The 25,062-nt window shown below is 31.0% G+C and carries 21 protein-coding genes and 3 pseudogenes; 11 read left to right on the top strand and 13 right to left on the bottom strand.

The window, feature by feature from the left end:
- The first annotated feature begins 75 nt into the window (after window positions 1–75).
- Window positions 76–426 (top strand): helix-turn-helix domain-containing protein, encoded by a 351-nt coding sequence (locus tag C564_RS0127220; RefSeq protein WP_018767556.1) that lies wholly within the window; start codon window positions 76–78, stop codon window positions 424–426.
- A 10-nt stretch (window positions 427–436) separates the two neighbouring features.
- Here the strand turns inward: C564_RS0127220 and C564_RS37015 are convergent, their stop codons facing one another.
- Complete coding sequence (locus tag C564_RS37015; RefSeq protein ID WP_018767555.1) at window positions 437–586, bottom strand: hypothetical protein; 150 nt, start codon at window positions 584–586, stop codon at window positions 437–439.
- A 601-nt stretch (window positions 587–1,187) separates the two neighbouring features.
- Between C564_RS37015 and C564_RS0127210 the strand changes: the two genes are divergently transcribed.
- From C564_RS0127210 to C564_RS36415, 3 genes are all read left to right on the top strand, one after another.
- On the top strand, window positions 1,188–1,535 hold the full coding sequence (locus C564_RS0127210) for a helix-turn-helix domain-containing protein (RefSeq protein WP_018767554.1): 348 nt from the start codon (window positions 1,188–1,190) through the stop codon (window positions 1,533–1,535).
- Window positions 1,536–1,737: 202 nt separating this feature from the next.
- A complete protein-coding gene (locus C564_RS0127205) occupies window positions 1,738–2,889 on the top strand; it encodes a type I restriction endonuclease (protein WP_018767553.1) in 1,152 nt (383 codons plus the stop codon).
- Between the two features lie 304 nt (window positions 2,890–3,193).
- Complete coding sequence (locus C564_RS36415) at window positions 3,194–3,370, top strand: hypothetical protein (RefSeq protein ID WP_018767552.1); 177 nt, start codon at window positions 3,194–3,196, stop codon at window positions 3,368–3,370.
- Window positions 3,371–3,733: 363 nt separating this feature from the next.
- On the opposite strand, the gene nheC is transcribed toward C564_RS36415, so the two are convergent.
- The 5 genes from nheC to C564_RS37810 form a co-directional block, all read right to left on the bottom strand.
- Window positions 3,734–4,891: a non-hemolytic enterotoxin subunit C gene (gene nheC, locus C564_RS0127195; protein WP_018767551.1), complete on the bottom strand. Its 1,158-nt coding sequence runs from the start codon at window positions 4,889–4,891 to the stop codon at window positions 3,734–3,736.
- A gap of 274 nt (window positions 4,892–5,165) precedes the next feature.
- Window positions 5,166–6,332, bottom strand: coding sequence for a non-hemolytic enterotoxin subunit B (gene nheB / locus C564_RS0127190; protein WP_003204427.1), 1,167 nt, complete (start codon window positions 6,330–6,332; stop codon window positions 5,166–5,168).
- 52 nt (window positions 6,333–6,384) lie between these two features.
- Window positions 6,385–7,554, bottom strand: a complete 1,170-nt coding sequence (gene nheA / locus C564_RS0127185) for a non-hemolytic enterotoxin subunit A (RefSeq protein WP_018767550.1) — start codon at window positions 7,552–7,554, stop codon at window positions 6,385–6,387.
- 947 nt (window positions 7,555–8,501) lie between these two features.
- Complete coding sequence (locus tag C564_RS36410) at window positions 8,502–8,675, bottom strand: hypothetical protein (RefSeq protein ID WP_155895722.1); 174 nt, start codon at window positions 8,673–8,675, stop codon at window positions 8,502–8,504.
- A 28-nt stretch (window positions 8,676–8,703) separates the two neighbouring features.
- Complete coding sequence (locus C564_RS37810; protein WP_018767548.1) at window positions 8,704–8,856, bottom strand: hypothetical protein; 153 nt, start codon at window positions 8,854–8,856, stop codon at window positions 8,704–8,706.
- Between the two features lie 1,049 nt (window positions 8,857–9,905).
- Here C564_RS37810 and C564_RS0127170 point away from each other — a divergent pair.
- Both C564_RS0127170 and C564_RS35535 read left to right on the top strand, forming a co-directional pair.
- Window positions 9,906–11,252: a SpaA isopeptide-forming pilin-related protein gene (locus C564_RS0127170; RefSeq protein ID WP_018767547.1), complete on the top strand. Its 1,347-nt coding sequence runs from the start codon at window positions 9,906–9,908 to the stop codon at window positions 11,250–11,252.
- A 95-nt stretch (window positions 11,253–11,347) separates the two neighbouring features.
- Entirely contained in the window at window positions 11,348–11,647 is a 300-nt protein-coding gene (locus C564_RS35535) for a Tn3 family transposase (protein WP_081621531.1), read from the top strand.
- A 228-nt stretch (window positions 11,648–11,875) separates the two neighbouring features.
- Here C564_RS35535 and C564_RS0127165 read toward each other — a convergent pair.
- Together C564_RS0127165 and C564_RS36405 are read right to left on the bottom strand one after the other, a co-directional pair.
- Window positions 11,876–12,193, bottom strand: a pseudogene (locus C564_RS0127165) (IS4 family transposase); the annotation flags it as partial.
- Between the two features lie 85 nt (window positions 12,194–12,278).
- A pseudogene (locus C564_RS36405) lies at window positions 12,279–12,383 on the bottom strand (tyrosine-type recombinase/integrase); the annotation flags it as partial.
- A 31-nt stretch (window positions 12,384–12,414) separates the two neighbouring features.
- On the opposite strand from C564_RS36405, the pseudogene C564_RS38510 reads away from it, so the two are divergent.
- A pseudogene (locus C564_RS38510) lies at window positions 12,415–12,489 on the top strand (YolD-like family protein); the annotation flags it as partial.
- Between the two features lie 88 nt (window positions 12,490–12,577).
- Window positions 12,578–12,922 carry a hypothetical protein gene (locus C564_RS0127155; protein WP_018767544.1) on the top strand — a complete coding sequence of 115 codons (345 nt, stop codon included), beginning with the start codon at window positions 12,578–12,580 and terminating at the stop codon, window positions 12,920–12,922.
- A 451-nt stretch (window positions 12,923–13,373) separates the two neighbouring features.
- Here the strand turns inward: C564_RS0127155 and C564_RS0127150 are convergent, their stop codons facing one another.
- Window positions 13,374–14,018: a F0F1 ATP synthase subunit alpha gene (locus C564_RS0127150; protein ID WP_018767543.1), complete on the bottom strand. Its 645-nt coding sequence runs from the start codon at window positions 14,016–14,018 to the stop codon at window positions 13,374–13,376.
- 569 nt (window positions 14,019–14,587) lie between these two features.
- Between C564_RS0127150 and C564_RS0127145 the strand changes: the two genes are divergently transcribed.
- Window positions 14,588–15,322, top strand: a complete 735-nt coding sequence (locus C564_RS0127145) for a hypothetical protein (protein ID WP_018767542.1) — start codon at window positions 14,588–14,590, stop codon at window positions 15,320–15,322.
- 292 nt (window positions 15,323–15,614) lie between these two features.
- Here the strand turns inward: C564_RS0127145 and C564_RS0127140 are convergent, their stop codons facing one another.
- The 3 genes from C564_RS0127140 to C564_RS0127130 all read right to left on the bottom strand — a co-directional run bounded on the left by C564_RS0127140 (window position 15,615) and on the right by C564_RS0127130 (window position 19,631).
- The gene (locus tag C564_RS0127140) at window positions 15,615–16,166 is read right to left on the bottom strand and encodes a dihydrofolate reductase family protein (RefSeq protein WP_018767541.1); all 552 of its coding nucleotides are present in this window, start codon (window positions 16,164–16,166) and stop codon (window positions 15,615–15,617) included.
- 973 nt (window positions 16,167–17,139) lie between these two features.
- The gene (locus C564_RS0127135) at window positions 17,140–18,354 is read right to left on the bottom strand and encodes a macrolide family glycosyltransferase (RefSeq protein ID WP_018767540.1); all 1,215 of its coding nucleotides are present in this window, start codon (window positions 18,352–18,354) and stop codon (window positions 17,140–17,142) included.
- A gap of 80 nt (window positions 18,355–18,434) precedes the next feature.
- Window positions 18,435–19,631, bottom strand: coding sequence for a macrolide family glycosyltransferase (locus C564_RS0127130; RefSeq protein ID WP_018767539.1), 1,197 nt, complete (start codon window positions 19,629–19,631; stop codon window positions 18,435–18,437).
- Between the two features lie 1,448 nt (window positions 19,632–21,079).
- Between C564_RS0127130 and C564_RS0127120 the strand changes: the two genes are divergently transcribed.
- Together C564_RS0127120 and C564_RS0127115 are read left to right on the top strand one after the other, a co-directional pair.
- Window positions 21,080–22,732, top strand: a complete 1,653-nt coding sequence (locus C564_RS0127120; protein ID WP_018767537.1) for a pyridoxal phosphate-dependent decarboxylase family protein — start codon at window positions 21,080–21,082, stop codon at window positions 22,730–22,732.
- A 123-nt stretch (window positions 22,733–22,855) separates the two neighbouring features.
- Complete coding sequence (locus tag C564_RS0127115; RefSeq protein WP_003204295.1) at window positions 22,856–23,500, top strand: hypothetical protein; 645 nt, start codon at window positions 22,856–22,858, stop codon at window positions 23,498–23,500.
- Between the two features lie 362 nt (window positions 23,501–23,862).
- Here C564_RS0127115 and C564_RS0127110 read toward each other — a convergent pair.
- Window positions 23,863–25,062, bottom strand: a 1,200-nt coding sequence (locus C564_RS0127110; RefSeq protein WP_018767536.1) for an N-acetylmuramoyl-L-alanine amidase family protein, incomplete at its 5' end; no start/stop codon positions are given.

Raw genomic sequence — 25,062 nt, 5'->3', positions numbered from 1 at the left:
TTCAACTTGTGGTAAACACTATGTTTACTTTATACTTTATTTATCGCAAACACTTTATAAAAGGGGGCGTTAATATTGATCGGGGAAAAGATTAAAGAACTTAGGAAGAATAATAAGATAACGCAAGAGCAACTTGGTAATGCTATTGGTGTATCTAAAATGGCTATTTCTTATTTTGAAAAGGGAAAAAAGTCACCTGGGCGAGAATCATTAGAAAAGATTGCTGATTATTTCGGTGTAACTACTGATTATTTATTAGGTAGATCAGAAGATCCAGAATTGAGCGAAGAAGAAAATAAGATTGTTACTGAAGAAGGAAAAAACATACTAGCTTTAATTGAAAGTCTTCCAGAAGATGAGAGAAAGAAAGCTTGGGAACAGTTAGAGATGTATGTTACTTATATGCAAAATAAAAAGAATGGCTAATCAAAGAAGACTACTTAATGTGACAGTCTTCTTTTTTATGTATTTGGTTTTCCTTATAAGATTCGTCTAGACACATTTTTAAAATATCTTCTGCTTTAATCGGAGTTCCATGTTTCAAACACAATTTTACCGCTTCCCTAACCAATTGCTCTTTTTTCATATCTACTTCCCCCTATATCCTCTTTAATATATGTAGACTTTCTTAAAATGATGAGCTTTTGTCACTTTGGGTCAAGAACTCTCCATTTCCTTTAGAGCAGAAATGACACTATCGATTTGATAGTGTCAATTAATTGGAAAGCGGTGATAGAAAAACAAACTACAGTAGCAATTGTCAAAATGGCTTTAATAACCTTACCTTTCAAGTGCTTCACCAACTTTTATGTATAATTTATCTATAACGTTTTAAGGCTTTTTTCGGTAGAATACTGTGAAAAACTCTCGATTGATTGTTCTATATATTCTCTTCCCTCTTCACCATCTTTCGCTATCTCCATGTAATATAGTTAAAAATTACTTAATCTATCATTTTTGAGGGATTTTAAAAATCCTTATATAACAGTTTTTCTTGAATTTCATAGAAAGAAGTATGCATTTTTACATTTTTTCATTTAAAGACATCTATATGAATATTTTACCATAAAAAGCGAACTTTTGTTCTTTTTATTTCTTATAAACAGAAATACGACCTAAATATAACAAAAAAGTCAGAATAACTACCAATTATGGTATAGTAATAGAGTGATTATTATACTCAAACTATGAAAACTACAGTCGGTCAAAACATTAAAAATTTCAGAAAGTCTTTCGGTTTAACGCAAGAACAATTATCTGATAGAACAGGGTTGTCACGTGGACAAATCAAAAATTGGGAAGTGGATCGCCATGAACCTGATCTTGAAAGTTTGAAAGTACTTGCGTCGTTTTTTAACACCTCCATAGACCGTCTTCTTAGCTTCGAAAACGAGAAAGAAGATGCGTTACTAGAATTACTGTTTAATGATGTCCAAAGGGCTTATGAGGAACTCGATGGACGTCAGCAAGGTCGTTTTGCAAAGCAAGTTTCATTGTACGTGAAAATGTTGCAAAACAACAAAGATATATTGTGATTTGATTTCAAAATAAAAGAAATCTTTTCCATTGAACAGTGGTAAGGGAGCAATTTGCTCTCTTTTTTATTTGTCCGAATTCTATAGAAAATAAATAACCTACTTATTTATATTTAGAAATTCTGTTATATTATGGATTTTTATAGTAAAATATTATTAATATTCCGAACTATAAAATATTAAAGTTAAGGGGAAATTCAATATGGAGTTCAGAAATGATATAAACAAAATAGCTAACCAAATTTTAGAACGAAAAGAATACATAACTAACGAAGAGATGACTAAACAATCATTAATCATTCCTTTTTTACAAAAATTAGGTTATGACGTTTTTAATCCTTTAGAAGTTAGACCCGAGTACATTGCAGATTTTGGAGCTAAAAAAGGGGAAAAGGTGGATTACGCTGTTTTTAAAAATGGAGTTCCTATTATTTTAATTGAGGCAAAATCTGTAACTGAGAATCTACTTAAACATGACGCTCAATTGTCTAGGTATTTCAACGCTTTACCAGATGTCAAAGTAGGGGTACTTACTAATGGTGTAGAGTACAAGTTTTACACTGATCTAACTAATGACAATGTTATGGATGAACAACCTTTCTTTACATTTAACATGGATAATTTAAGTAATGTGGATATAGAAACAATTGAAACTTTTACAAAAGAAAATTTTGAAGCTGAGGGAATTGTTAAATATGCTGAAGAGCTTATCTATATGACTAATTTAAATTCCACAATTAAAGAATTATTTAAGAATCCTTCAGATGATTTCCTTCGTTTTCTAATTAAAGATTTTACCTCAACTAGAATCACAAACAATGTTTTAGATCGATTCAGACCAATTGTAAAAAAAGCAATTAACCAAACGTTATTAGAGATAATCAGTGACGGCTTGACTCCAAAAGAGCCAACAGTAACTGAGACAATCGAAAAAAGTGTAGCTGAAGTTGCTTCTTCAACTGAAATAGTTGAAGAAATTATTAAGGAAAACAAAAACGATAGAATTATTACTACTGATGATGAACTAATTGCTTTTGATATCGTTAAAGAAATTTTAGTTAAAAATCAAAGAGACATTAGTGACGTTAAATATAAAGATACTATTAGTTATTTCGGAATTATGAATCGTGTAATTACAAAATGGTTTATACGTCTATTCCTTGAAAGTGAATCAAAATCCTTAGTTGTAAGATTAGACTTAGAAACTACTAAACAATTGTGTCCTAATTTTGTAGTTGAACAAGCACCTAAGTCTCAGGGAGTGAGTAGAATTTTTATTAACGATGTTCACGATCTAAAAAAATTAGAAGCATTAATCCTATCTTGTTATGACCAAATTGTAACTAGTGCGTAAAAAAGAGGGTTTCGGCTCTCTTTTTTTTTATTTCCCTCGACAGAATCTGACAAAATAGTTGTAACAAAAAAGCTTATTTTTTCGTTTTAGGATATTCGCTTTTCTTAGCTTGATTGTGATGTGGCAGTACCCCAATATGAGATTATAGATATATCTAACAATAATATTTCAACACGTCCATATTACAGATGTTTCCATGCTGTATTTTACGAAAAGTTAAAATTGCATATTTTCACAAAAAATGAGGTATAATTTTTGTTGAAGAGCAAACTGTAAGTCCCATTAAAATATGTGGTAATTTTACATGGGATATACCATATATATTCGAAAAGAGATAATGCACGTAATTAAAGTGTTCTTATCTCTTTTTTACTTATATAATGAAGAAATTTATTGGGAAAAAGTAAACAAACAATTATTTGAAGAATATGATGTACTAATCTTTCAGACTGATATTTTATTCCTTACAGTATCAGAATAAGGTACTTTATCAAAAGCTAGCTATAGGGGGAATATTTAATTAATGTCTACTTTATTGAATTTTATTTTTATTATGTAGTTTCTATACAACAGAGAAAAAAGCAACCTATTTGGATGCTTACATGAGTGTTTAGGTTCTGTATCGTAGATTAAAAGAACTTGAATAAAGTTCTTTTTTAATTTGTAATTAAATCCCAGGGTGACCCCTCATACCCAGAATGGTTTCCGTTCCCCTACAAGAAAAGGAATTCTTTATTTACACAAAAATATTGACGGTACCTGAAGTTGTTACATCTCTATAAAAAAACGTACAACCTTGCCAACAAATACAAGGTTGTATGTTTTTAATATTATTTACATGTATTCAGGTGCAATCCGGTCCTTTTTGTACAATCCCTTCTATTGGTTGTCCTATTTGTACAATCTCTCCATTTTGTACAATCTTAGCACCTTCATATAATTTATCTGCATAATTTTTAAGGTCCTGCCAGCTATCCTTCGCTATCTTCAAATCTATTTTTAATAAAGCATGCTGGTCTGGGTTAATGTTATTAACATTTTTTAGTAAAGAATCATATTTTGATCCTATTGTATACCACTGATTTGATATATTTTGAAGAGCAGTAATAGCTGTATCAATTGTTGCAGTCATATGTTCCGATTTATTTTTGGCATCTGTCAAAATAACTAATTCTGCCTCTGCTCCAGAAATTCTGGACTTTAATTGTTCTATTTCTTGTTGTGCAGATGCGATATTCTTGTCAGCAGTGACAATCAATGGTATACCAACTGGAGGTATAAATACAGATAAAGCTATATAGCCACCACGCTTATCATAGTTTTCTTTAATTATATTATTATAATTACTGATTTGTTGTTGTAGAAGTGGAATACCGGCGTTCGTACTTTCTAAAATAGACTTCAATTGATTAGAATCGTCTTTAAAACTTCTTGTATCTTCAGCCATTGTATTTCGAAATGTTTTCAACTTTTCTAGTAGTCCATCCACTTCTTGGCTATTTTTCAAAATACTATTATATAATTTCTCCAGTTCATTTTTAAATGCCACTGTATCTTTTTGATCTAAAGCAGCTAGTAATTGATCATAACTCGCTTGAAAGGTATCATTATAACTTACACTATTCTGATTCGTTTTCATAATATCAGGCTTTAGATTATCTAACCAATATGTTGCATTCCTTTGCGCATCCTTTTGATGCTTAATCATGTTTGCTTGTAAATTACCATTTATAGAACTTATTTTACTTAAATCTGTCTGTTCTTGATTACGAATTGTTTGAGCATATGAATCCATTGTAAGGATACTTGCCCCCATTTTCTCCATTACTTCTTTATATTTATCAGGACCAAGAGAATAGCTCTTAATATCTTCTTGCTGTTGGGACACACTATTTTGCACAGCTTGTTCTGCTGCAAAGGTATGAAGTGGGATTACATTACTCGCTGCCATTCCAGTAATGATCGTTGATAAAATAACTTTCTTATACAATTTTTTATTCACCTTTTTTCACCTATTCTCTCAAATGTATCACGTATTTTTTTAAATTCATAAGCTTCTATTCTTTACTTCTAATGAATTACGATCATTGCAAATAAAACAACATATTAAAATAGGGGTTTTCATACTTTCTTATTCTATAATCTTTATCAAGTTTCATAACTATATAGGAAATCTCCTGTTCAAACTTGAACAGGAGACTCACATTATGTGTTCTTCAAAAGGGAAAGTCAGTATATTATATTTTTCATTACTTCGGCAATTTCTTGAAGTAATATTATTTTTTCTCTTCTACGAATGAAATCTCAGCCTTTTGAATATTTTCAGCATACTTGTTAACCTGTTCCCAGCTACCTTTAGCTATCTTCAGATCTACTTTTATAATAGTAGCAAGCTTGTCTGGGTTAATTCTGTCAACATTGTCATTCAATGATTTATATTTTGCCCCCATTGTCTGCCACTGATTCTTTACATTTTCAAGGGCAGTAATAGCTGCATCAATTGTTTCTGTTAAATTATTAGTATTATTTTTCAAGATCGTTAACTTAGCTACCTGTTGTTTTGCAGTGGAAATATTTTCTGTTAGATTTTTAATCTCTTCTTGTGCTTTCTTTATCTGCTGCTGCGATGTAACAACTCCGTATATCCCGCCTCCTAATGCACCTGCACCAATAGGCGCAAAGATAACTGTAGCAGTTAAGTATGCACCGAGAGCAGTTGCAACCGAAGATCCAATATAAACCTTGTTATTCTCATCAATTAATGTTTGATTTGTTTCGATTTGTTTCTGCATCAATGGAATTCCAGCATCTTGACCAGATAAAATATCTGTGATTTTGTTAGCATCAGTTTTTAAATTTTGTGTATCCAGTTCTAATTTGCCGCGAAAGGCTTTCAAATCTTGCACTAACCTGTCCACTGCACCTTTATTCTCTGAAATACTATCATCTAAACTTGTAAGCACAGCTTTTAGCGTTTCTTTGTCATTATTATTTACAGCTTCTACCAAAACATCATAATAATTTTGAAATTGTGTATTATAATTGATAATATTTTGATTCGTCTGGATTATTTGCGGTTTCAAACCATCTAACCATTGATTTGCATTTTTTTTAGAAGCATCGTGGTTGTCCTTAATGCTTTTTTGTAAATCATTGTTAATTACAGTTAAACCATCAAAATTAACATTTGCTTGTTTAACAATAGTTAAAGCATACAGATCCATTACCAACATATTGGATCCAGTTTTCTCTAACGCATCTTTAAGCCCTTCTGGTCCAAGTGAATACTCAGGGTACTCAGGGGAGTTATTTTCTGCGCCTGCATAAATAGGTGCTGATTTTGTTGTATTTTCCGCTGCCGAAACATATGATGGCGTAATGCTACCCGCTGCGATTGTTGCAATTAATGTAGATAAAGCCATTACTTTATAAGGTTTTTTCATAATATTCCTATCTCCTTATATTATATTATTAAGAATTTTTTTCTTCATTCTACTATTTTGCCTCTGTTACTTTTATGTTTGTAACACTATTTTCATATTCCGTTGTTTGTTTATTCAATTCATCCGTAAACGTTTTGAGTTCTTTTAATTGTGCTTGTAATGCATTAGAATCTATTTTCGCATCAGTACTAAGACTTCTCTTCATTTGAATCATTGTGTCATTAAAGATGTCCCAACTACTTACTAGCTTGTCAAAACTCTCAATTTGCTTTTTAACTACTCTTGTAAAGTTATTTAACTGTAGATCAATAAGTGTCATTTGAGTTGCTTGCACTTCAATTTTCGATAATTTTTGTAGCAATAGAATTTTTTGTTGTTGCTTCTGACGAACATCATTATTCAGTTTTGTTACTTCATCATTTTGGACTTGTCCAACTTGGTTATAAATCACTTCCAAATTAGATGTGTCTAAAGTTTGATCCTTACCTGCGTCTATCCAAATATCAATAACCGTCTTTCCAATATTTATAGAACCTTTTACATTTTCTTTTGGTAGAGCTAGAAGTTTTGTATAATCATCTTGAATGTTTTCATCAAGTTGTCTAATTTCCGTTCTGAATTTTTCAATGTCTCCGCCTGATCCCTTATAAAGTTCAATCGCTCTGCTAACTTTACTAGAAAAGCTCTTACTATCTTCAACCAAGTCATTTTTATAATTGTTTAAGTCTACTGAAGCTCCTTTCATATCATACTGAATTGCTTGCATTTGATCTTGAAGTGCATTAAAAATACTTACAAAGTCTTCTTTTGCTTGCGAATCGTCATTCATTTTTCCAGCTAGTTCAACCAATATATCATAATAATTTGTAAATCTTGTCCCAAAATCCTGCAGGTCTTGATTTATATTGAATAGTTTTGGATTATATTTATCCAGCCAGTCTTGAACATGGTTTCTTGCAGTACCTTGATCAGTTGTTATTCCAGGTATAGCAGTTACTTCAAGGTTTGGTTGCTTTAATATGATTAGCCCATATCCTTGAATTAATGGCGTCTGTGATCCTAATGTCTTAATCGAATCTGATAACCTATTCATAGCAACTTGATTTGTACTACTTGTTAGTTGTGAATAAGTTGTTTTACTTTCTGCAAAAGTATTTACAGGTAAGAAGCAACTTGTAGATACTGCTGTAACTAATAACCCTGCGACTAACGCTTTTTTCATGGTAATTCCTCCTATTAATTGGTGTTTTTTGATAAAATAGTTGGACTAAATTTTAAAGGTTTAATTTTTATTAATATAAAATCTAGCCTTACAACCGTTAATCGTTATAGATTGTTATAAAGATATATATTATGGGAACCTAAATATAGATTATAAATATTTGTACATTATTCCCCCCTAGTTTTGTCTGCATGGTCTCTACAAGATTACAAAAGATGAAATTATATTGTACATTGCTTATACTTTCATCTCGGAATAAAATAAGATCCTAATTGCTATGTAGAGACTTAGAATGCTATTTTTTACAAATGTGATAATTTTGTGATTCTAGATCGTTTCCAAACGCAATTAACTGAGTGTTCCGAAAATTAACTTGACATAATGTTACTTGCAACTTTACTGCACTTTTATTCGTATAATCTTCTCCTCTCCCCAGTGGTCATACCAATTACACCTTTATTAAAACATTAAATTTCCAATGCGTAAATAGTAGAATTTTGTCGAATACATTTATTAATTCGATTATTACGTATTAATATTAGTAAAAATATTATATTTCTAAAATTATTGCTTAATTTCATTTCAGTAATTATAATAGTTACAACTTGATATATTCAGCAAAAAAATAACTATTATAATCTACAGAAAAATTTAAATAGAATTTAAATAGAATTTAAATATTATTAATATAATTTAATCACACAATGTATAGATATTCCCTTTATTTGGGTATGCATAATTACATCTTCTTTGGTGATTTGCTCCAAAAGTCTTTCATCAAATTACCGAAACTTAGGATATTTCCAATTATGTAGAAACCTAAAAAAGTCCCTTTAAATATATAAAGGGACTTTGCTCATACAAATGATCTGCAAATCAATTCATCTTTGATATACAGATCATTTGTATGATAATTTTTATAAATAAATAATTGCGGAATAATGAACTTACATTACTGCTTTTAAAAGTTCTGATACTAAAGGAAGTACTCCACCTAAAAATGATAAAACTGCCATTGTGATTGCCATATTATTTCCTCCTCTTTTGTTGTTGCTAAGATATAATTTATCTTTGGGGTACCACCCCATCGCCATCAAGCTAAAATTTTGAAGTACCCCCAAAACAAAAATTTCATCTCACTTTTTTGTTTTATAGATTATTAATTTCTTTTATCACATGAAGATTTCGTTCGAACTCAAATAAAAAGGAAATCATGATTTTCTCTAATTCAGCCTTATTTAAAACATCATCAATGATTACAACTTGATAAGTACTGTCCTTTCCTTTTGCAGGAACAATCATTTTCATGCCCTTTACATTACTTCCAGTCCTTTTACCAAAGATGAATTGTGCTCCTTCCAGTTCATAATTTTCTATCTTGTCATTGTCATTAATCCACTGATAAAATGGATCTCTTCCTCCTTCTAAAATGGCGGATTGATAAATTGTATAACCAAACTCTCCGGCTCATAGTGCTTCCATTTAAAATCCACTGGTTTTTTCATCGTCGTACACGTCCTTTATTTATGAATATTTTCAGTGTACACAATGATAGTATTTTTTGCACCAGAACCAAGTAGTTTATGTGAAATGAAACATTGGGATTTTTCAGGAATTAAAAATAAGATATTTTTTTATTTTCTTAATTCACACAATTTTAAAAATTAAAATCTTTAATTGTTAATATTTGTTATATAATGAAATTGTCAAACCAGTCATCAAATAGTGTCCCTTATGTTTCTGTTGGAACAGTTTGATGGTCCCGTGTATTAACCGTCTAAGTTACAATGCACATGCGTATATATGATTTTCAATCTATCCATGAATGTATATAAACAGCTAAAAGAATGATAAAGGATTAAAATTATTTTACTTTTGAGAAGTATATTCTTGTACAAGAATCAATAAACAAAATATCATAACATAAAAAAAGAATTGCAAGCCATGTATTCTCTAAAAATTATAAAAGCAAAATATAGCTAAATTCCCCAAAAATACAGACGGTGTTTTGTGAAGGTAAGTTGAATAGAAAAAACATTCATTTAATAGGTGGATTGTTAAGTGTATCTATTTTTAAATACATAGATTTAAATTCTAAAAATTGATTTTTTGAATTAGTTTTTAATTGTATAGAATAATATTTACGCCCGTACATTTAGTTAAGTAAGTAGTATCTTTAACAAATATGGTAAATCCAATTAAACGATAAAGATTATAAGAAAATATGAAATTATAACACAATCATTATTTACACCTATAAATTTCTGAATAATCAAACTAATATTCTTTTACAGCAAATATAATCAGCATGTAAGGTTTTTCCTGAAAATTTGATGAATGGTGGGAATGAAATGAAACGTAGAATGTTAACAAAATGTTTTGGAATTATAAGTTTAATCATTATGTTGCTAGGGGTTTCTATTCCACAAGCAGCAGCCGAGATAATACATCAAGAAAAGTTTCAAATGAACTGGAATTATATTAAATTCAAAGGTACTGAAGTAAAGGTAAAGGCAGACTTACTAAGAATGTCATCAAAAGATGTTGCATATTGTTTATCACCTGATCTGAATTCACCTAATGGAGATGATCTTTCTGAAATTGGAAAAGAGAATGATTTTGTATATCGTGTCTTACTTTATGGATACCCTCAAAAAACGCCGGCTGAATTAGGAGTTTCTACAAAAGAGGAAGCCTACTATGCAACTCAACTAGCTATCTGGATTGCATCTAAAAAAATTGAAATTGCCGATTCAAAGCCAGAAAACCAACAGGTATATAACCTTGTAAAGCATTTGGTAGAAAAAGCTTCTAAAGGTACTGAAGTTCAGGAAACATATTTGAACGTAATACCTACTGGAAAACAAACTGTAGAGCAAAATGGGGAATATTTCGAAACAAATTTATATAGAGTTCAATCAAATTCAGTATCTGGAGTATACTCAGTTCAAATGGAGGGTGCACCAGAAGGAGCTAAAATTATAAATGAACAAGGTGAAAAAAAGAATGAATTCTCTATAGAGGAAAAATTTAAAGTTATGATTCCCAAAAACGCAACAAGTGGAAATTTCAAGATCAGAGTAAATGCAAAATTGCAGAGCTTACAAGCAGTTACCTTTGATGGCCAACAAAGGATTCAAGATGTAACTGCTTTATTACCAAGAATGAGTGAAAAAAGCAGTACAGATATAGTAGTAAGATGGGAATTTTGGGGGTCATTAAAAATTATGAAGGTAGGAGAAAATAGAGAGGCTTTAAAAGGGGCAGTGTTTGAGGTTGTAAGTGAAAATGGGGATTTTAGACAAGAAATCACTACAACTGAGAATGGGATTGCTACATTAAATAAACTTCCTACCGGTACGTATGTTGTAAAAGAAATTCAGGCTCCAGAAGGTTATGTACTTGATCCTACAATAAAAAAAATGGAAGTAAAAACTGGCGAGATAGCAGAAATAGAAATAAAGAATCAAAAAATAACAAGTGGCCTGGAAATTAAAAAAGTGCATGCTACATATGGAAATGCTAAACAATCTTATGATATACAAAGTAAAGAGCGCGCAATGGAAAATGATCTTGCAAGTAAGGAAAAGCATCACCTGCCATCAACAGGAACGAAGTTTCCAACTGTCCCGTTGGTAGGACTAGGATTTATTATTTTAGGAATCTATATATTAAAAATAGGGAAAAATCATAGTTAAAAACTATAAACAATAAGGGTTTTGTTACCAATGCTTAAGGTTAAATATGCTAAGAAATGCTTTGTGAAAAATGTAGATTATAACAATCTCTAAAATTGAAAACGCTTGCAATAAATGCAATTATGAAAAATCTATATGATATACCTAAACGTGCTCTCCAGGATCAAATACAACGAGCGAATTTATTAAGTATTCCGATTAATTCCATTATTATATGGAACGCCGTATATTTAAGTAAATCTGTAGAAATGTTAAAAAGTAAGTATGAGTTTAATGAAGAACTATTAAAACATATCTCATCATTAGGATGGGAGCATATCAACTTTTTAAGTGAGTATCGATTTAATATAAAAGATTATATATTGAGTTCATTTCAAACTGATGTATATTCATAAAAAGCACGTTACTATTCTCATTAACATAAGAGAATAGTAACGTGCTTTTAACTTTAAGAATAGCCTAAATGCTTAAGTTGATGGATGTGTGGTGCTACCCCATCGCTATCAAGCTAAGGTAATATAAGGTCAACTTCAGAAGGGATTTTTCACTTTTTATAGGGGATCAGTGTAAAGTATTTAAAAATCCGCATACGAAATAAGCCCTAACGGGTTTCCTTTTTTGAATTAAGCCGCTTGATTATCAGACATGGTACAATTGTAAACGACACCTAATATATCAAAGACTGTTTTCTTCTCATATCGATGAGATTTTCGTCCGTTTCGCTGGAGGAGATTAAACAGACGAAGCAAAATCTTTGATAGCTCTTGGGTGTCTTTTTGTATGGCTTGATAAATAAGAAGAAAGTAATCTTTAATCATATATATAGCCTTATATTCACTCAGTTCTTGTTTCTTTTTTATAAGAAGTAATTGTCGCATTTGAAACATGGTAGAAGAACAAAGTAGAATGGCGATTAGTTGCCCATACAAATGGCATTCCAAGATTTTTCGTTACAAGAAAGCCTAAAAATTTCGTTCTGGGGGCATAATAAAACCTTAGCTTGATAGCGATGTGGCGGTACCTCTGTTAGATTTGAAATGTATCAAGTATATTGTTTTTCTCTTCTTTATTGATTTCGATATGTTTAAGTGTGATTTGTGGTGTACTATGATTGAGTATTTCTTGCAACATGGGGTCCCACCAATATGAAGGAATAAATTGAATTTTTGAGGAGCAATACAAGGTTCCAAAGCCATTTTTGACTGAGGATACAAAAGGACGGATTGAAAGAGCATTAAAATAGATTAATACTCCATAAATTAATAAAATGTAATATAATGTAATATGTATGTCCCGTTATTTAAAAATTGAAAGGAGTCATTGTAATGATTATTTGGAGAGGTAAAGGAATGTTAGTAGCCTTAGCATTTATTTTAGGGTTTATGATAAATGGAATCCTTTTTAGTTTTTTGCAAGTGAACACGGAAGATAAATCTGGATTTATTTTGCAAGGAATATTTTCGACTATATCTATAGCGATGATTAATTATTTTTTCACTAAAAAGTTTATATCTGATAGTGTACGAACATTCGTCGATGAAAAAACCGGAGAAAGAGTTCAAATAAAAGATAAATCTTCATTATTTTTCATTCCAAATAAGTATTGGACTTGGATTATTCTAGTTTTAGGTGTTGTAATTATTATTAATGTTAGTGCGCAATTATCATAATTTTTTTTATTATATAAGGGATCACCATATCATTTAAAAAAACTCTGATCTTTTTAAAATCAGAGTTTTTTATATTAACTACTTTTAATAATTTAAATTACATATATTCATAAATTGATTTTATTTAAAATAAAATTTTTATCCATGGGTTTCTGTACCTCTTTATTTATATTGTTTTGAATGTATACTTTTCTTGCTGATTTTGAGGATATCAGAGGATTTTGTGTGGGGTCAATGTTTTCGGCGATTTGAATGTAAACAAATATTCAAAAGTTTATTTTCAGTTTTGTAAAAAAACAAAAAAGAACTTGTAGAAGGACTACAAGTTCTTTTTTTAGATAGTACTAATGTTAATGGTCAAACAATTTAAACAAATACATTAGGATTTTATATATTTGTTGGTTGGTATAACTGATAGAAAAGATTAACTAAAATAAATAATAATGTTTTACTAAGACCAAATCCATTGATCATCATTAGTTTGATTTGAAGTTTTCGATTCTTGAATTTTTTCAATGTTGTTTTCTATGCTCCAATTTATAGAACTTCCACCCCATTGTGCAAATTCCATATTATTTACTTTAACTTTGTCACCGACATTAAGTTTTTGTCCTTGTGTTAAGTAAACTTCTAGAATTTCATCTCCACCGTTGATTTTAGGATATTTAACAAGTACATAATCTATAGGTACGTCTACGTATTCATCAATTTTTCCTTTTTCACTAATTTCTCCTACTACATAATCAGGTCGACCATTTTCTTTTAAATGCATTCCTGGTGTTAATGATTTATTTTCAATAGAATTTGCAATCATATATTCAGTAAAATTACGCATCATTGTGCCAGTAACTTTTACTTGATCTCCTATTTTTACATTTGGTATAGAATCAAAATTGATACTGATAGGATCTGTATATTGTTTTGATTCTACAAATATAACATTATTACTAATCTCAACTACACGACCTTCAATTGTTGATATATTTGATTCAATAGAAGCTGCACTAGCTTTTGTTACTTCTAATCCTGGTAAATTTGTTCCTGCAAGTGCTGCGGCTCCTAATGCACCAGCTAAAATGATTTTTTTCATACCCATTTTATAACATCTCCGTTCATGTTGTAATTTTAATATTAACCTTACTGTAACTATTATAGTTACAGTAATAATGATTATCAACTATAAATTGTATGCAATCTTACATATTAAAAAAGTAGAACATTGAAATTTAGTGTTTTAAAAATGAAAGCAAACTAATATTCAAAAGTTTACTTTCATATTTATTGTTTTTATAACTAATTTTCTCAATATGGATATCATATTCATTTATGGTTTTAATATTAAAAATTGCCAGAAATTATAATATAATAAAAATGTGATGGTTATCACCCTATTGTTTTCTCCTTATGCTAAAGATAAGATCGAGTCCTTGATCTTATCTTTTTTGCTGTGAAAAAAATAAATTATAAATGTACGTTTTAAGAACATAGTTTTTGAGATGAGTATTGGGGAAGTTTTTTTACAAAAAATAGGCGGAAATCGCTTGTTATTCGATTGTCCCAAAAATAATCGTTTTTGGGACAATACTACTTTTATTTTAAAACCATATATGCTAGTTTACTTAACTTGTTTAGATTAAAATTAATTTATAAGTGAGGAGGATGAAAATGGATAAAGTGGTAGAATTTTTTAAAACTTACGGTAGTATGATATCTATTGCTGGAACTATAGCGGGTCTTGGTGCAGGTTTATTTTATTTTATAAAGAGTAAAAAATATAAGAAGTTAGAATATGTAATTTCTAATAAGACAGCACTTTTTAATCAATTACATAGTAAGATTAAGATATTTTTTGAAGAACAGGAAATCAAAGAAAATGCCTATTTATCTATTTTAAGTATCGAAAGTATTGGAAATGAACCAATTAAGGAAGATGAATTCGAAAAAGGTAAGCCTTTGGAGATCAAATTTGTAAAAAAAGATGGTACTCCAGCAAGGGTATTTGATGTTGAAATATATCAATCTAAACCTGAGGAATTTAATATTGAATTTGAGTACACAGATAGAGAAGGTACATTATATATAAAACCAATACTTTTTAATCCAAAGGATTATGTAAAATTAAAAATTATATCTACTAAATTCGAACGAATCACTGTCTCTGGTAGAATTATCGGGGGAAGTGTTGTAAATGGTGAGAAGAGAAAAAAGTGGAAGGAATACCACCGTTCTATAGTTCCATTGTTATCTGCAATCATAATTTCTCTCTACTCGGTTTTGAGTACTACTTTAATAAATACCGATGATTCATTCAGTTGGATGACTTCGTTCAATATTATTTTGATTGTAGGCTTAACCGTCTTTATAATAAACGACACTATAATTAGGAGGAGAAGAGATTAAAAGAAATATTAACTAATTTAATCTTATTCAGTTTTATATTAGGGGTAGGGTGTACTTTATTCTTGTTCCCCCTTTTCGAGGGGATGGGCAAAGAAAACCAAATAGAAAAAGCGTGTTTTGAAAAAAAGATTGATCAAAACACGCTTTTTCTATATTCAATTGAATCATCCTTTTATAAAAAAATTTGATAATTTTTGTTATCCTTGCTCAATTAAAGCGCCCTTTTATTGAACAATTGGTTGAAATTTTATTGTTGAAAATTAATTAAAGACAGGGGTTCTCTAGGATAATCCTAAGTATAAATAATATTATAAGTCGGTTTGACAACTCCACTAGAGTACTGTTTCATGTCCACTAACTTTAAGTTAAGACGTGGCTTTACGCTTCCGAATAGAGAAATACCTTCACCGACTATAATTGGATTAACCTTCAGCACCAATTGATCAATGAGCTTATGTTTAATCAACGACCCAGCTAATTCTCCGCCTCCACATAGCCAAATTTTACCCTTCCCTTGCTGTTTGAGATTCTTAATAAATCCTATAGCATCACCTTTGATAAGTTCGACCTCTTCGTTTGACTCAAACTGCATGGAGTTTGAAAATATGTAATGTTTTATGCCCTTATAGCCAGGTTCACCTGGTTTAGCACCGAATTGAAATCCAAACTCAAATGTCTTTCCACCCATCAATACGGCATCGTATTGATGAATATCTGATAAAAAGTCTGGGACATGATCCCCATCAAATAAAAAGCTAGAATTATTAATATTTCCATCTATCATACCTTGATCTGCAATAAAGTTATCTAGTGAAACTGCAACATGATAAATCAATTTAGCCATTCAGTTATCCCTCCAGGAAAATGAATTACCTAATTAATTCTATAAAACTGGTTTCATTTCCTTTTCTTATTAATCAACCTGTCCCGGTTAACTCAATAAGCTTTATTCCATTAAATGGCCCTTTAGTGGAGTAACTTTATTGCTACTCAACAGTTCCTTAATTCACCTTTCAGTTCAGATCTTCTTTTCACTTTTCACTATAAAAATATCCCTTTAGATAAACAGATCCAAAGGGGTAAAACGGTGCAACTTTATTTCAAATCTACAGTTCTTCATTTTGATTTTTACTCGAAACTCGGACATATCCAAATTTTTTATGTTTCATGTGCTACACCTCACTGTTAATTAGACTAAAAATGTCTGTAAAGGTATGTAAATAAAAAGATATCTGTAAAATTAGAAACAAACATTTATAGACGTGGTTTTTTATAGGTTTCTATGTATCTGTAAAGGTATACCTTTACGAACATATAAAAAGAAGAATCCAAAATGGACTCTTCTTTTGTAAATTTAAATGGGGAAGATTTAGATATGTCAGAGCATTCCTCCAATCGTTCTGTAAGTAAATGCTAGAGTGGCACCTCATTCCCTGAATCGTTTCCGTACCCCTAATTCATCTGATACAGAAATTTACATAAAAAAACGCCATCCTTTCCTATGATTCTACAGAAAGAATAGCGTATTTTTTCATTTTAGGGGAATTTTGTTTTGTTAGCTGGATAGCGATGTGGCAAACTTTTCTGATAGGCTGATAGGCATGATGTGCTACCTCACATCCATCACCTTAAGTATTTAGAATATATTCAAAGTTAAAAGCACGTTACTATCTTCTTATGTTAATGAGTAAGAGTGACGTGCTTTTTATGGACTTGCATCAAAAACACGAATTATCTTTATTCACCGAAGAGTTATATCGATATATGTCTTTCGCAACTCTTATTAATGAGTATAGCTCAAAGTACTTATCGTCAATTCATTTATCAAGGGAACTAGACAAAAATTCTCTTTTAAACTGAAATATTGCATCAACTGCTTTCTTACATCCACCTGCTTCACGTAAACTCTGACCAATTATTTTGCTTCCTTCCCTATAAGTTTTGTTATTAAGTACATTCCTTACCGTTTCTTTCAATAAATCAGATGTAATTTTTGTATAATCCAAAGTCAAACCAGCATTTAAATCCTCGACTCTTTTTGCTACAAAAGGTTGATCATTTGTAATTGGTAAAACAACAAGAGGCGTGTCATAATATAATCCTTCGCTTACACTATTCATACCACCATGTGTAATAAAGACGTCTGTATATTTTAAAACCTCTAACTGTGGAACATAAGGACGAATAATGAAATGGGGTGGATTATTAAGAAAACGTCGCATCTCTATTTCCTTACCTACAGAAATTACAACTATTCCATTAAATTCTTTAAATGCATGCAAACATTTCTCATAAAATTTCGGCTGTTTATTTAACTCTGTTCCCATCGAAATGTAAATAACCTCTTTTCCGTCTAACCTATAAAGAGGAAATTCTACTATTTCCTGCCGTGAAGTGATAGAAGGTCCTATAAACTTAAAGGTATGATTAAAACAATGAGCATGAGGTTGAAAATATTTAGAAGTAAAAACTAATGTCATGTCACTTTCATAATGAAAAAGTTGCTCTAATGAATCAACATTCACCCCATAACGATCACTAATTCTATTTACAATCATTTGACATTCCTCAACCAATGGTGAAGTAGGATTAGATTCGATGTTTCCCAGTGGAATTTCCTCCAACATTTCTTTATTCATAGCAAATGTTGTACAGGATGCAATTGTAGGTATAGGTAACATTTCAGCCAGAATTCTGCCTAAAAGAAAATGCTGATCATAGATCATATAATCATACTTTTCACGAGTAATTTCTTCTAAAAGAAAAGGGATGGCATTCTCTGTTACCCTTAAAAATCTATACATCATTTGTAAAGGGTGAAACATATCCTTCATTCTATTTTTTAAATTAATTTCTTTTAAGTAATCTCCATAGTTTCGAAATTCAACATCTATATTCTTTAATTTATGGCGATATTCTTCCTCGCAATAATAAATAACTTCTTCTCCCCTATTCACTAATTCAGTAACAAGACCAATTGTAGGGTTGATATGACCTTCTGCAGGAAAATTTATAACCAACGCTTTTGACATAAAAAATCTCTCCATTTCTATATATTTTTATTAGAGTAGATTTCTAGTTGTCATTTTAAGTTTCTTGTTACATTATTTGTCTACACACGACAATTGGAAGTGAACTTTACAATTTCCTTAACTGCCTGTTTATAGCCACCAGATTCACGTAAAGACTCTCCAATCTTACGACTATTTTCTTTAAATTCCTTATCATTCATTACCTTTTCTACTGCTTCACGCAGCATTTCAGGAGTTAATGTTCTGCGATCAAGCTGAACTCCGGCTCCCACCTCAGTGACTCGTTTCGCGACTAATGGCTGATCCCCTGTAACTGGAATCACAACTAACGGGACACCATAATATAACGCTTCGCTAGAACTGTTCATACCACCATGTGTAACAAATACATCTGTATGCTGTAATACTTCTAATTGAGGTACATAATTAAACACTTTAAAATTCTCTGGAATATTTTCAAATTGGTCTATATTTATCCTTTTCCCGACCACTAACACGACCATTGCATTCATATTTCTAAATGCTTCAAAACAGTTCTCATATAAATCCGGTTGCTCATTAAAGACTGTCCCCATGGAAACGAAAATAACTTTCTCTTTTAAAATGTCAACTGGAAAGCTTCCTACCTCTTTACGTACTGCAATTGATGGCCCAACGAATTTAAAAGAATCATTAAATACTTGAGAAAACGGTTGATATTCCTTAGATGTATATACTATCGTAATATCTCCAGGGTGATTCATAATATCATACAAGTTATTACACTTAATCCCATACTTCTCTTCCCATCGTTCCATTCCTAATAAACATGATTGATATAATGGAGAATTTTCATCTACTTTTCTCGATTCAGATTCTTCATTAAAAGTGATGTAATTATTAAAAGCAAATGTTGTACAAGAAGAAATTTTAGGTAACTGTAAAACAGTTGCTATAATGCGACCTACTGCGAAATGATTATCATATATAATATAATCATATTGTTCTTCCTTTATTTCCTCTAGAATCTGGTTTACAATACGATCTGTAGCTGCAATCATATTGGACAACATTTCGACAGGACCATTGCCTTCATTAATTCGATTCATAATATTGATTTGTGGGAGAAAATTTTCATATGCTCGAAATTCCACACCGGTTGCTTCAATTTTATTTCTATAGTCCTCTATACAATACGAAACAACTTTTTCTCCTCTGTGTACTAATTCACTTACAACTGCTAATGTCGGGTTGATATGCCCCTCTCCAGGAAAATTTATTACAAGTACATTCGCCATAATACTCGCTCCTTTCAAACTCATTAACAAAGTTAAATTAATATTTGATTGGCCTTTTAATTTAGAGTCTATTATAAACAAATACTTTTTAATATTTCATATGATTAGCTCATTTCATTATTGAGAAATATATTCCTGAGCACTTTGACATGCCTGTTTAACAATAAAAATACTTTTCGATAAACAAATCCCATTTTCTACTTATTCATATTCTCCGGTTAGCAAATAACTGCCTTTGCAAAAACTAGATATTCTTCCTAAATCTCTTAAAAAACATTATTTTAATGATTCTTACAAAAAAAGAATAACACTCTTATTTTCTTTTGTTCTTTTAAGGTTGTTGCAACACCCATAAATATTAAAGCAACTATAAAGTCGAAGAAATGTACTGGTAAAGGTGTTTTTTCCTTATGAAAGATTCCCGCACAAAGTACAGGTACCAAGAACGTATCCTTTAGTAAGATGACCACTTTCAACATAGCAAAATTATATTTCCTATAGCCATAGTGATAAATATCTATACTGAACATTAACAAAATTTCGTACGAATATTCTTAATTTACAATCTATTTTTATAATGTTAACCTATAAGTGCAGTAACAATTTGTCAAAATCAAGTCCCCAAACGAGATTTTGAAACAGTCATCTCAGTACGCGAGAACAAAACAAAAGAACACTCATGTTGAGTGTTCTTTTGTTTTGTAATAATTAATATAAATATAACGAAATATTAATTAGATAGAGGCCCAAATATACACGTATATTTAATTTGGTTCTGGTGCAAAGATAAAATAAAAGATAATATAGCTCATATATTTCTAGCGGAATTCTATTTTATGCTGTAAGCCCAAACAATCGATGGATGAATTCTTTCTGGTTTTGGACAGACTTTCCATGGGGAAAAGTCTGTCCAAAACCAGATACAACTGATTAATATTCTCTTTGGCCTTACCGCATAAGCAGTCATTCCGTTAGGAATGAATCATTCTTTTTACTCTTCATTATCTTTTTGCACCAGAACCATTATTAATAGTTTCATAAAACTGGCCCACAATATTCCCCATCTCTTTATGTCTTCGGAAACTTTGCAACAGAACCTTAAACTACATTATAAGGCGTTTTTCATTATATTCAAATATCTATTACGTTATTTGAATATCTGCTAGGGCACAATTTAAATTTAATAAAGTTTGTAATATTGAAGAATAAATAATTAATTCAGAAAAATTTTTAGCAACTTCATTATATCGCAATTACTTTTTAAAATTAATCAAAAAATTTTTCCTTTACTTTAAATTCCAGAATTCATATAATTTTCTATGGAATTACATTTTTTTCTAAACAGCTCCTGATTCATACACATTCTAAAGGATAAACACAAATCATTTCACTCGTATATTTAACTAGGTAAAATAAAAATCCATATTTTCACAAGGAGAAGTGGCCACATGCAAGATATTTTGAATCTATTTCCGAGCGCTGATGGAAATGAAAAAAAACAAAAACTTTTTTTAGAATCTATGCAGAAAATAGTTGAAAATCTTAGCCGATTAAAAAATGAAGACCAAGCATCTTTAGGTAACTGTGAGGAAAAATCAGATGGATATTACAATAACTTAATTCACCAAAGTCATATACCACTGGCTGGAATTACTATGTCTGAGGTTATGGAAGAACTAAACCAATTTATGAATGGTCATCCTTATCCAAATAAATACTATTTGTCTAACGCTGTACCACTACCAAGTATTCCATCACTATTAGGTACAATGACCATGGCGCTTTTAAATGGTAATGGCGTTTGGGATGTATATGGCCCTGGGGCAGCTGAAGCAGAAGTAAAAGTTGTATCCATGCTTTCAAAACTGATCGGTTATAATCCGCATAATAGCGGTGGTTATACAACATGGGGTGGACAAGGATGTGTATTTTCAAGCTTACGTTTAGCAATTGCTAAACAATTTCCATTAGCAAAGGAACACGGTGTTCCACAAAATGTATATTGCTTTGCTTCTGAAAATGCACACTATAGTTTATTAAAGTCAGCTGAAGCAACTGGCATTGGGACAAATCACCTAATTAAAGTGAAAACTGACCCTTATACAAATTCTATGGATATAGAAGATTTAGAGGATAAAATGATAAATGTTATTGAAAACGGAGGTATCCCCCTTTATATTCTAGCTACTATGGGGTCAACAGATACATTTACAATTGATGATATAGAAAAAATTAAAGATAGTGCTGAATCAATACAGAAAAAATATAAATTAAAACCTATTTATATTCATGCAGATTCTGCAATGGGCGGATTCTATGGTTTCTTTAATAATTATAACTTTGAAGAAAATCCACTCTCATTTGAACCTAATGTGAAAGATGCCTTACAACTCGTTCAAGGGAAAATGCAATATATGTCTCTTGCAGATAGTGTATGTTTTGATTTTCATAAATTAGGACAAACACCTTATACTTCAAGTATTTTAATCGTGAAAAATCATACTGACTTACAACTTATGGACATCGAACAAAATGACACACCTTATCTTGGTAATAGATCATATGGCAGTTATCATACAGGCTATACCTTAGAATGTTCACGAGCTGGTAGTTCTATTCCGATGTATATAAATTTATTAGCCTTTGGAATTGAAGGATATCAAAAATTATTAGCAAATTATGTTCGTGTAAATCTATTATTTAGGGAGAAATTGCGCAAGGCTCTTCCTCAAGTAGCAATAACAAATGATTTTACTTATGGACCAATTACAACATTTCGTTTCTATATGAATGGAGATGGCCAGGTAAATTGGGAAAAGGAGCGTACAGGTCTCGCAACACAAGAAGAGATTGAGGATACAAATCGGTTAAATATAGAACTATTTAATTACCTAGGAAAAAATCGTGATCAAATATTCTTTGGCGATACAACTCGTTCTTGTGTAGTAGATGTAATAAACAGTTGTGATAGAAAACCAATTTCTACATTAAAATTCTTTTCTATCTCGCCATATACAAATGTTGAATGTTTAGATGAGATTGTAGCATTTCTTCATAAACATGTATCGATTGCTACTAAACAGATTTATTCATATGTTTAATAACCTTATTTGTTAGCGCTTTAATATTTAAACTTAACTACATTAAATAAAATTTTCAATCCCTTTTAATCAATATCTAATTTCAATTTACCACTATCTATATTAAGAAATGAGGAAAAATATATGAATATAGAGCTACTAGATACACACCACGTGAAAGATGCAGCACATTTAATTGCACATTCTTTTGTGAATAACGAACCTCTTGTAAGCAGTTTACAAATTCCTTTTGCTCCTTTTCACAAAATGTGCGAGGAAATGGTAAAACAAGCTGTATCTCAATCTATGTCATTTGTAGCAATAGAAAACTTTCAAATTGTTGGTGTTCTTTTAACAAGAAAAGTAACCCAACCATTAATAGATAAAGATAAAGCGAGTGAACTGTGTCCACAAATGGATCCCATTTTTCTACTCTTAGATACTTTAGAAACGGAATCAATTGAGTTTTCAAATTTAGATAAAGAAAGATTAGTCTATCTAGATATGGGCGCTTGTCATCCAGATTGGATGGGCAGTGGGGTAGTCACTACTCTTATTTCACATGCTATTCAAGAAATAAGTACAAGAGATTTTGATTTTATTGCTGCTTGTACAAATAAAATTTCTCAAAAAATCCTTAAAAAATTGTATAAGACTTTTGAGATTAATGAAATAGTGTATAATAAATTTCCTTATAAGGAATCATTGCCTTTTGCTAACACAACAACTTCCTTAACAGCTCAATTATTATATATACCTCAATCTCAATTTGTCATTAAAGCTATATAATTTTTAGAACTACTATAAATTCGAAAAAAATTATCCTATATGTGCATGAATCCTAAATTATTACTTTTCAAATAGTATACCGTCATATTGATAAAAAGACGTTATCCTTTCCCATGATTTCTCAGAAAGAATAACGTCTTTTTCATTTTAGGGGGTATTTTGTCTTGTTAGGTTGATAGCGATGTGGTGCTACCCCATTACCATCAGCTTAAGAGTACTTACTACCCATTATTGTTATAAACGTTATTCTTCCTAGATTAATAAGAAGAGATGAAAAAAACACCTTCACAGGTGTCTTTTTTCATTATAGAAATATCTTAAAATAGATATCTGATGTCATTTATTTAATAAAAAAACCTTTGTTACATCATAACGCCATTATCTTTGAATGAATACCATTTACCATCAATAAAATGTTTGCCTGTTGCCATTGCACCGCTAGACTGTAAATAATACCAATTTCCATCTTTTTGTAACCAGCCTGTTTTCATCGTTCCGTCTTCATTCATGTAATACCATGTGCCCTTATCTTGTACCCAATCTTTTTTCATCGGTCCATCATAAAAGTAATACCACTTGCCATTGTAGTTTAACCAGCCTTCATGATTTGCTCCACTTTTCTCATCAAAGTAATACCATTCACCATCCACTACTTTCCAGCCTGTTACCATGGATCCATCTGGATTGAAGTACCAACAAGTACCTCCTTCACACATTTTCCCTGTCCACATGGCACCACTGTCAGCGAAAACGTAACGCTTTCCTCCCTCATCTAACCAACCTTCGTCCCACCCATTAGCTGAGCTTTTCATTGTGCCATTTGCATTTAAGTAATACCATGTGCCCTTATCTTTTAACCAGCCTGTTTTCATCGTTCCATCTGCATTCAGGTAGTACCAATTCCCATTATCTTCAATCCAACCTGTTTTCATCTTAGAAGCCACAAAGTAATACCAGCTTCCTTTATAACTTAGCCAACCATTATGAGTATTAAAATGCGTCCGGCTTTCTTCGAAGTAGTACCATTCATTATTAATCAAATTCCAACCAGTTGCCATTGCTCCATCAGATAAGAAATAATTACCATCAGGATGTGAACCTATCCAATTGTTTACTTTCATATCTCCAGAGCCTGGATTCATGTAGTATATCTTACCATTATATTCAAGATAGCCCTCGTGTAAGTTTCCTCCTTGGTGAACGTAATACCATTCTCCTTCGTACTGAACCCAGCCTTCGTTCGTATATAACGCACCGTCTGCTCCTAATAAATAACATGAACCTTGATTAAAAATATTACCCGTTTTCATTGCTCCACTTTCAGCAAAGTAGTACCACTTTCCAGCATCACTTAACCAGCCATTACTTTTCATTGCCCCATCCGCATTCAAGTAATACCATGTACCATTATCTTTTAACCACCCTGTTTTCTTCACACTATTTTGATCATAGAAATACCATGTATTTCCCTCTTTTACCCACCCTGTTTTCTGCATTGCCTGTTCTGTTTTTGGAGTAAGTTGTTTTACAGCTTCTTGGTTTTCAGCATGAGATACTGCAGG

The sequence above is a fragment of the Bacillus sp. 105MF genome (genome assembly GCF_000374885.1).
Taxonomy (GTDB): domain Bacteria; phylum Bacillota; class Bacilli; order Bacillales; family Bacillaceae_G; genus Bacillus_A; species Bacillus_A pseudomycoides.
Note: the sequence above shows the minus strand (reverse complement) of the source record. Positions and strands in the feature narration are given on the sequence as shown.